The sequence below is a fragment of the Streptococcus sp. k-378 genome, from assembly GCF_013277505.1.
Lineage (GTDB): Bacteria > Bacillota > Bacilli > Lactobacillales > Streptococcaceae > Streptococcus > Streptococcus pseudopneumoniae.
In genome coordinates, this window is sequence record NZ_VMNC01000125.1 from 1 (window position 1) to 7,575 (window position 7,575).

General features: G+C 33.1%; 8 protein-coding genes and 1 pseudogene. 8 read left to right on the forward strand and 1 reads right to left on the reverse strand.

Going from position 1 to position 7,575, the window contains the following annotated elements; translation table 11 throughout:
* Nucleotides 1-767 (reverse strand): helix-turn-helix transcriptional regulator (locus tag HT719_RS10290; RefSeq protein WP_172929129.1); only part of this gene is annotated, 767 nt, incomplete at its 3' end.
* 463 nt (nt 768-1,230) lie between these two features.
* On the opposite strand from HT719_RS10290, the pseudogene HT719_RS10295 reads away from it, so the two are divergent.
* The 8 genes and pseudogenes from HT719_RS10295 to HT719_RS11790 all read left to right on the forward strand — a co-directional run bounded on the left by HT719_RS10295 (nt 1,231) and on the right by HT719_RS11790 (nt 7,533).
* Nucleotides 1,231-3,450 (forward strand): annotated as a pseudogene (locus HT719_RS10295) (peptidase domain-containing ABC transporter).
* The gene (locus tag HT719_RS10300; RefSeq protein ID WP_001096141.1) at nt 3,443-3,910 is read left to right on the forward strand and encodes a hypothetical protein; all 468 of its coding nucleotides are present in this window, start codon (nt 3,443-3,445) and stop codon (nt 3,908-3,910) included. The pseudogene HT719_RS10295 and the gene HT719_RS10300 overlap by 8 nt, the downstream one beginning before the upstream one ends.
* Nucleotides 3,907-5,259: an HlyD family efflux transporter periplasmic adaptor subunit gene (locus HT719_RS10305; protein WP_172929130.1), complete on the forward strand. Its 1,353-nt coding sequence runs from the start codon at nt 3,907-3,909 to the stop codon at nt 5,257-5,259. Before HT719_RS10300 ends, HT719_RS10305 begins: the two co-directional genes overlap by 4 nt.
* A gap of 145 nt (nt 5,260-5,404) precedes the next feature.
* A complete protein-coding gene (locus HT719_RS10310) occupies nt 5,405-5,779 on the forward strand; it encodes an SPH_0224 family bacteriocin-like peptide (RefSeq protein WP_172929131.1) in 375 nt (124 codons plus the stop codon).
* A 6-nt stretch (nt 5,780-5,785) separates the two neighbouring features.
* On the forward strand, nt 5,786-5,968 hold the full coding sequence (locus HT719_RS11785; RefSeq protein WP_000511665.1) for a hypothetical protein: 183 nt from the start codon (nt 5,786-5,788) through the stop codon (nt 5,966-5,968).
* Between the two features lie 18 nt (nt 5,969-5,986).
* A complete protein-coding gene (locus tag HT719_RS10315) occupies nt 5,987-6,889 on the forward strand; it encodes a hypothetical protein (protein ID WP_172929133.1) in 903 nt (300 codons plus the stop codon).
* A 55-nt stretch (nt 6,890-6,944) separates the two neighbouring features.
* Nucleotides 6,945-7,325: an SP_0115 family bacteriocin-like peptide gene (locus HT719_RS10320; protein WP_000424453.1), complete on the forward strand. Its 381-nt coding sequence runs from the start codon at nt 6,945-6,947 to the stop codon at nt 7,323-7,325.
* 1 nt (nt 7,326) lies between these two features.
* Nucleotides 7,327-7,533 (forward strand): hypothetical protein, encoded by a 207-nt coding sequence (locus HT719_RS11790; protein ID WP_240156575.1) that lies wholly within the window; start codon nt 7,327-7,329, stop codon nt 7,531-7,533.
* Nucleotides 7,534-7,575: the final 42 nt, after the last annotated feature.

Below are 7,575 nucleotides of genomic sequence, written 5' to 3' on the forward strand. Positions count from 1 at the left end.
TGGATAAGTTTAGAATCGTTTGTACAAATCCCAATACGGACATAGCAGATAGCAAGCCTATCGTAGCTTTTCTTGTTCTTGGCATCCTCCAGTAAAGTGTAGCAGATTTGCTTACACATGTTTTTATCTTGATTGTATAGATAGAGTGTGGAAAGGTTTAATAGAATTGTCATTCGCAATTCATATAAATGTTGATAGTTTTTATAGACTTCCAAGCGTTGTAATATTTTTTCAGTGATGAGATGGAGGTGTTCAATAGGAAAACTGAAAAGGATGGTATTGAGGATTTTTAGGTCACTCTCATACCATGTATCTTGTTTTTCAATTTTTCTCCAAAGGTTCTTGACAACCTGTTCTGCGTGATCTGATAGTTCCCCTGTCCCGTGTTGACGAATGTAAATGACAACTTCAAGCATGTCTCTGATTTCTTCTATAGGGAGATCGTGGTGGGTCTTGAGGTAGTCTTGGAATTTTTGAAATAAATTGACAAGATCGCCGGTTCCGATAATGGAACGCATATTGAGATAGGTTTGCATAATTTCTGTACGTTGACTTGGTTGATAAAGTTGACAGATATATTCAAACTCTTCAAAACTCATATTGATTTGACGGAGAAGCAATTCCATATTTTCATATTTTGGGGTTGTCTTGCCACTTTCGATTTTTGATAGGCTGGTTCTTGAGAGAACACCCCCACAGACCTCTTCTTGGGTTAGCCCCTTTGACTCACGTATTTCTTTATAGACCTTTCCGAAATCATAACGCATGATTTTCTCCTTTCCGTGAAAAAAGTTAACAAACAATAAAATCCTATTAAAAATATTGTATCATAATAACAGGAATAGTAAAAAAGAAAACTAAAATAATGTGTGAAAAAAGTTAACGTAATTTTGAAATGAGCTTAATAGAGGTATGATGTAGGTAGAAAATAAAGATAGGAGAAAAAGTATGAATAAAAAAATATTTTGTATTCTAGTATGTATTATATCATTGATTAGTCTGGCTATAATCTTTCCATGGGGCTGGCCGATATAATGTAAGGGAGCTTGAGTTGTTAAAGGAGGCTTAGTCCTTGGACAAAAATCTGCTGTACTACAATGCTTGGAAAGATATCAAGAACAAAGAATGATACGGTTGAAAATAAACTAATTCAAGAACTACTGGGCAGTGATTGAGGTTTGGGTGACATCAAAGAAAAGTTAGATGAATTCTAAAGAATTGAGTATTTCTATGTTAAAAAAATATCCTTGTACGATGCAACATGACCAGTCAGATTGTGCTGCGGCAGTTGTTTCAACAGTTCTTTTATCTTACAAAAAGGAGCTATCAATCATGAAGATTAGGGAAATTATTGGTACAGACATGTATGGAACGACTGTCAGTGGTATTGTTTCAGGTCTGAATAAGTTGAATTTTACAGTAAAAGCTGTTCGAGTAGCACTGGAAGATTTGACTCCAAAATTAACATTTCCTGCGATTCTTCAAGTTAAGAATGATTTAGGTCAAAATCATTTTGTGGTATTACATAGTATCAAAAGGAATAGTAAATTTTACGTAGCAGACCCTGCTAGTGGCATACGCAAGATGTCAAGTGACGAACTGGGAGAAATTTATCAAGGTATTACTCTTTTTATGGTTCCAAATTCGGATTTTGAAAGAGGGAAACTAAAGGGAAAAGGACTTCTTGATTTATTTGGAACGTTAATTTTTAATCAAAAAGGATTGATTAGTACAGTCATATTAGCTTCCTTTGTTTTAAGTATCATTGGTATTTTATCGAGTCTCTTTTCAAAAGTTATCATGGACGAGGTGATTCCATATGCTTTAAAAAATAGTCTGTATATGTTTTTGATAGTATTTGGAATAGTATCGTTCTTACAGATTCTTCTATCTGCATTTCGTCAGCACGTTCTTTTGTTTCTATCTCGAAAAATTGATATACCGGTTTTAATGGGATATTATGACCATATTATTCATCTTCCTTATAGTTTTTTTGGAAGTCGTAGAGTTGGTGATGTTTTAACAAGATTTCAAGATGCGATGACGATAAAGAATGTGTTTACGTCAGTCTCTATTTCATTAGTCATGGATATCACCTTGTCAGTTATTAGTGCGGTTGTCCTTTGGACTATTAATCAATCTTTATTTCTGATATTAGTTTTTATGGTTATTGTTAACATCATTCTTATATACTGTTTTAAAAAGCCTTATAAAAAAATTAATCATGAACAAATGGAAGCAAATGGACTTCTTAATTCACAGTTAATTGAATCTATTCGTAACATTGATACCATTAAGTCTCAGCATGACTAGGAACAACGTTTAAACAAAATTGAAGAAAAATTTGTTCATACTTTAGAAATTGGTTATAAAGAGGGTGTTTTGCAGAATATTCAATCTACAATATCTTCAATGACCTCAACCATGGGTGGGTTATTATTTATGGGAGTGGGCGCCTTATTTATCATTGATGGAAAAATGACTATTGGGGACCTCTTGGTTTTTCAGACATTAAGTCAATATTTTACAGAACCTATTCAGAATTTAGTTGGTTTGCAGTTAACCTTTCAAGAGGTACAGGTTGCGGTTAGTCGACTTCAAGAATTGATGGAAGTAGATCGTGAAGACATTGCCTTGGATTATAGTATTAGAGACTTCACCTTATGTGATGATATCGAGTTTAAAGATGTAACATTTGCCTATGGTTCGCGCCCATCTGTTATCAAGAACTTTAATTTGCGAATTAAACAAGGAGAAAAAATAGCTTTTGTTGGTGAAAGTGGAGCAGGAAAAAGTACGATAGTTCGTTTATTATTAAGATTTATAAATCCGAATGAGGGGAAAATTTGTATAGGAGCAAATGACTTATCAGATCTTGACTATGGTAAACTACGTAAGAAAATTTCCTACATTCCACAGACCATAGAACTCTTTACAGGGACAATTATTGATAATCTAAAAATTGGTAATCCTTCTGTTACATATGAGGATATGGTGAGAGTTTGTCGTATTGTTGGTATTCATGATACGATTCAACGCCTTCAAAATCGTTATGGCTCCTTTGTAGAAGAAGGCGGTCAAAATTTCTCGGGTGGAGAGAAACAACGATTGGCTATTGCAAGAGCACTACTGAGTAAAGCTGATTTGTATATATTTGATGAGGCAACCTCTAACTTAGATTCATTTAGTGAACAGATTATTCAGGATTTAATCTTTAATAAAATAATGGATAAGACAACAATTGTAGTAGCCCACAGGCTGTCTACAATTCTTCGATGTGATAAGATATGCTTTTTAGAAAATGGGACTATTGTGGAATATGGGACTCATGAAGAACTAATGGCGAAAAATGGAAAGTATGCTAGAATGGTTGGTTTGCAGAGCGTTCAAGTGAATCAACAAATTCAGTCACAGGCTGTGTTAGATACAGAGGAGGTTACTTATGGCTAAGTTAGAGGTAAAAGATAATAAAAAACTGGTACTAAAGTCAGTTATCTGTAAAAAGTTACATGATACAAAAGTAGAAGATGTAGATCAGGAAATTAATAAATTTCATCAACATTTGCAGTTGTTAAAAGCACAAATTTTTGGTCCATTAATTGTAAAAAGTTGTGGTACTACTATTCATGATGATGGATTAATAACGACTGATTTTGAGTTTTATATTCAAGCTCATAATGCTCAACAGTACAGTAACATTTATGATGTACAGGATTCTATCTCTGTTCCATATTGTTTATATGTTCGTTTTGAAGACAGTCCAGAGTATCTACAGTATGCGTATTCTAAATTGGATCTATATGTCTATGAAAATGATATTCAAACGGATGGGATTGTCTATACAGTTTATGTTAATTCTTCTCCTGAAAAAATGGTAGTAGATATTTTTAGACCAATTGTAAGCCTATGAAATTATATAATAAATCAGAATTACGTTATTCTCGTATTTTCTTTGATAAGAGACCACCAGCTTTTGCGTTTATTCTCATTATTTCAACTGCTATTATCTTAAGCGGTGCATTGGTTGGCGCAGCTTATATACCCAAAAACTATATTGTAAAAGCGAATGGAAATTCAGTTATAACAGGTACAGAGTTCCTATCAGCAATTGGTTCAGGGAAGGTAGTTACTTTACATAAGTCAGAAGGAGATATGGTAAATGCTGGAGATGTCATTATTTCGTTATCAAGTGGACAAGAAGGTTTACAAGCGAGCTCTTTAAATAAACAATTGGAGAAGTTACGTGCAAAAGAAGCTATCTTTCAAAAATTTGAACAATCATTAAATGAGAAATACAATCATTTATCTAATTCTGGTGAAGAACAGGAATATTATGGGAAAGTTGAATACTATCTGTCTCAGTTAAACTCGGAAAATTATAATAATGGTACCCAGTATTCAAAGATTCAGGATGAATATACGAAGTTGAATAAAATAACAGCTGAAAGAAATCAGTTAGATGCCGACTTGCAAGCTCTACAAAATGAATTGCTTCAACTTCAACAGCAAGGAGACTCACCTTCTCTATCAGATACGACATCAGCTGATAACAAAGCTAAGTTAGAAACTAAGATATCGGAAATAACAACAAAAATCGAAGCATTAAAAACAAATATTACTTCTAAGAATAGCGAGATTGATAGTCAACAAAGCAATATTAAGGATATGAACCGTACCTATAATGATCCAACTTCTCAGGCTTATAATATTTATGCTCAATTAGTTAGTGAGTTAGGTACTGCTCGTTCAAACAACAATAAAAGTATTACAGAGCTTGAGGCTAATCTTGGAGTGGCAACAGGTCAAGATAAAGCTCGTAGTATATTAGCGCCAAATGAAGGTACTCTGCATTATCTGTTACCTTTGAAACAAGGAATGTCTATTCAGCAGGGGCAAACGATAGCAGAAGTTTCAGGGAAAGAAAAAGGTTACTATGTAGAAGCTTTTGTACTTGCGAGTGATATTTCTCGTGTTTCGAAAGGAGCAAAAGCTGATGTTGCTATTACTGGTGTAAATAGTCAAAAATATGGAACACTAAAGGGACAAGTCAGACAGATTGATTCAGGAACAATTTCCCAAGAAACGAAAGAAGGCAATATTAGTCTTTATAAAGTCATGATAGAATTAGAAACCTTAACTCTAAAACATGGAAGTGAGACAGTCGTCCTCCAAAAGGATATGCCAGTTGAAGTGCGGATTGTCTATGATAAAGAAACCTATCTTGATTGGATTTTAGAAATGTTAAGTTTCAAGCAATAATTGGTTTTAAACCTTAGGTAACCTATAAAAACAAATAAGGTAGAGAAAGGATATCTTATCTAGGTAGCTAAGTGATAGAAACACAGACGACGATTACTTGTTAGGAAACTATCCTAACTATGCTTAATAAAAAAGGAGAAAATAAATGGAACTAGTATTACCAAATAATTATGTTGTTCTTGAGCAAGAAGAGATGATGTATCTTGATGGGGGATTTTCTATTCCGAGATGGCCTGTTGCAACAGCCATTAATATAGCTTTTAATGGTGTTTTAGGTGGAGGAGCAATCAGTCTAGTTAGAAATTATATTCGTAATTATGGTTTGCGGCGAATTACAAGCGCAATTGCTGGAGCAGCTGCAAGATATGTTGGGGTACGAGTTGCAAATAGAGTGGCAGGATTTGCACTGTCTGATATTAATGGATTTGCAGCTTGGATGTCAATTGGCGATGCTATTACAACAATCTGGGCCAATAATGATGTAAATAGGAGAGACCCAAATTTAAACGCCTTGTGGTAACTAGATATGGGTATTAAAATGGAAAAAATTTTTGTTATTATTTTTTTTGTATGTCTATTTATATCATCCATAACTTTTTTAGCCTATGATTTTGTTAGCGAAGAAATAAAAAAGTTGATTATTTGGATTAATGTCGTTTTTTTGATTTTAATCATAGCAATGATAATTTATCCAAAATTAAGAAAATGATAAGGACACTGTAAAATTATGATACGTAAACTAATCATTTTTTTATTAATGCTCCCTCTTTTTGTCTTGTGGCTAGAGTTGCATTTGTTAGTGAGTAACTTGCAATTGAATCTAGAAATTCCCTTTGATTTTGTGGTTAGTACGAGTCTTACTTTTTTTGTTTTGATATTATCAAAAATAGTTTTAGACATACTATACGCATTGAAAGATTTATACAAGAAAGAAGGTCTTATTAAGATTTTTCCTTTTATTTTTATAGGCAGGAAGAAAGTAAATGTGAGGTTCTCGCCCTATTTTTCATTCCATCGTAAAAGTTTGTCGCCTGATGATTTAAGATCTAGGATTATATGGAGTTTTATTCTTGAAATTGCTATTATCCTAGTATTTATTTTAAAAATTCCTTTTGCAATCATCATGCTTACTACAATATTTTTCTGGACTATAATGGATATCAATCATCTCGTTTTTAATAAGACGGAATTTCTTTTTAATCAAAATAAATGGGAAAAAGAAGATTCGTTTGAAAGCGATTTGACGAAAACGTTAAAGGATAAGATACAAAAATCAGAGCTAAGTTATTCTGACTTAATGTCTCTTCAGCTGTATGATGCGATGAACCAATCCACCTTTTTAACGGATAGTGAACTTTTTGAGGATATTTTGAAAAAAATCGAAGATTCTCATAACACCCTTCTGTGTACAGGTCTTGTCGAGTTACTGATGTATGAAATGTCTATTAGTAACAATAACAACTGGTCCAACAAGGTTGATAAAATTAGGATACACCTCATCAGAATCAATCAATTAGATTTTTTCTATTATACAAGTTGGTTAAGGCAAAATTTTGATTTCTGTATGAATAGAGAGTATCATAAAATGAAATCTCGGAAATTATTACTGAGTAATAAAAAGATAGTTTAAGTTCGTCCTATTTGTAAAACAAATGAAACAATTTCAACTAAGGAGGAGAAAACAAATGGAACTTGTATTACCAAATAATTATGTTGTGATTGATGAAGAAGAGATGATGTATCTTGATGGGGGTGGTGTTGGTCGTAACTGGTGGAATAGTAGAGGTAGTTTTGCAACAGTTCTGGATGTAGGTTTGGCCATCTATAGTGGTGGTGCAACAATTTATTCTGCTTATGCGATAAAAAAAGCTATCTCAGCTAATAGAGGGGCTATTACGAGAACATTACGTAGTTTAATAATTAAACATGTAGGTAGTGCAGCTGGTCATTTAGTCAATACTGCACTAAACGTTGCACTAACTGTTACTGGATTTTCACTAGGTGGAGCAATCGCATATGGGGCTGATTGGGCTGACGGTAGCTTAGATGGTTATATTTTTGCTTAAAATGAAACATTTTTTTGCAGGAATTGGTGAAATAAACTTTGTAAGTTATTTATTGTATATATGTGTAGGAATAGCCCCTTTTTTTCACGTATATATAATAGGTTCTGAAATGAATTTTGTGAAAATAGTGTTATCTATTTTGGGAATTATATTTGTTTGTATTTTAACTATTGCTCGAATTTATAGGACTTTTTTCTATCAAGAATAGTTTGGACTTGAAATGTATTTAAAAACAAGAGGTTGGTAGATT